The organism is Mangrovimonas sp. sgz306409, assembly GCF_059735265.1.
On sequence record NZ_JCAPEU010000033.1, the window covers coordinates 1 to 2068 of the forward strand.

Annotated in this window: 2 protein-coding genes; both read left to right on the forward strand. The window is 42.9% G+C overall.

Translation table 11 applies throughout. From position 1 onward, the window contains the following. On the forward strand, window positions 1-443 hold a 443-nt coding region (locus AC6I5C_RS17795), incomplete at its 5' end, for a beta-xylosidase family glycoside hydrolase (RefSeq protein WP_497906346.1). Between the two features lie 6 nt (window positions 444-449). Further along, window positions 450-2068: glycoside hydrolase family 43 protein (locus tag AC6I5C_RS17800; protein ID WP_497906347.1), on the forward strand; the 1619-nt coding region annotated here is incomplete at its 3' end.

A 2068-nucleotide genomic window follows, 5' to 3' on the forward strand; every position in this document is an offset into this window, starting at 1 on the left:
AAGTTAAAGGGAAAGGCAACGGTGTTGCCAATTGCTCCCCTTTACTAGCCATGCCTGCCAACCATTCGTATACTGCAGACGTGGAATTGGAAATTGAAGGAGAAGCCATAGGCGGCTTGGTACTGTTCTATAACGAAAGTGCGTTTTCGGGAATTCTAGCTGACAAAGAAAATGTACTGGCCAATTTAAGAGGTTGGCAGTTTCCTACAGAACGTAACGTCATTAAAAGACACGTATATCTGCGCCTGAAAAACACCAATAACTTGGTTGACATGTACTACAGTTTAGACGGAAAGGAATGGCTTAAAATTGAAAACTCATTCGATGCCACTGCCTACCACCACAATGTCCTTAGTGGTTTTATGGGACTAAGAATTGGCCTATGCTCTATGGGAGAAGGCAACGTACGCTTCAAGAATTTTGTTTATACTCCGCTGAATTAAAGCATAATGATAATACTACCAAAAACACTAAAATCAAACGGCATTAAACTTACCATTATCACGGTAATGGCCTGCTTCAACCTCTTTGGACAAACAGCTCCAACCACTTTTGATAATCCTATTCTCCCAGGATATCATCCCGACCCGTCCATTTGCAGGGTGGGTGACGACTATTATTTGGTGAATTCCACCTTTGTTTGGTTCCCGGGTTTACCAATTTATCACAGTAAAGACCTTGTAAATTGGGAACTTATTGGGCATGCTATTGACCGCCCAGATCAAATGAATTTCGATAAGTTGCCAGATATGCTTGGCCTGTTTGCAGCTACCATTAGGCATCACAATGGAGTTTTTTATATCATCAATACCTGTGTAGGTTGTGGAATGAATTTTTATATAACCGCTACTAACCCTGCTGGTCCATGGTCAGATCCTAATTGGCTGCCTGAAGCGGATGGCATTGACCCTTCGTTGATGTGGGACGATGATGGCAAATGTTACTATACGGGAGTTGTAGGTGCCGAAACTCCAGAATGGAAAGACCAAGGGGTTATTTTCACCCAAGAACTGGATTTACAACAAAAGAAATTGGTAGGCGAACGCCATAACGCTACCTACGGCCATGCCAACAACGCCTCCTATTCCGAGGGGCCTCATCTTTACAAAATAAATGGCAAATACCTCTTGATGATTTCTGAAGGAGGCACAGGCATTTACCACGCCCTTACCGTACACCATAGCGATACTGTATTTGGTCCCTACACCACGGACTATATCAACCCTGTGTTGAGCCACCGACATTTAGGACAGGATTACCCCGTACATGCCATTGGCCATGGCGATTTGGTGCAGACCCAAAACGGCGAATGGTGGTGTGTCATGCTTGGAAAACGACGCTTGGACAGACTAACCACCTTAGCCAGGGAAACCTTTTTGGCCAAAGTAGAATTTGATGAGCAAACGCCTGTATTTAATCCAGGTGAAGGCAAAGTACTCATGACACAACCCCGTCCCAATTTACTTTGGACGCCTTTTGAAAAACAACCTGCCAAGGACGAATTTAATGGTGACAAACTGGATCTAAAATGGTGTACCATTCGCATACCTAAAGAGGCCTTTTACACCGTAGAGAAAGGAGCGGTTCACCTAAATTTACGCAAGGAAGTTATGGATAGCCTTGTCAATTCTTCCATTTTGGTTCAGCGCATTGAACACCATAAATTTGAAGCCTCTACCAAGATGTCTTTTAAAACCTCAAAGGATAATGAACAGGCAGGTTTAACGGTATACAGAACCAATGAAAACCACTTCAACCTTTTAAAGGACAAGAATTCCTTGGTATTGATCAAAGCTTTTAAAGGCGAACAAACCGAAATTGCCCGTATCCCCTACAAAAACAAAGAGGTCTATTTTCATGTTGAAGGCAACGATTTGGACATTCAATTTAGCTACGGAGAAAGTATGGACGCCCTTAAACCAATTGGAGACAAACAAAACCTAATTGTCATTGCAGACCTTCAGGGGAATGCCATGTTTAATGGCCCGGGTATTGGCATGTATGCAACCAGCAATGGCAAGACCTCCAAAAACAAAGCGGTTTTTGATTGGTTTTATTATGAAGGGAA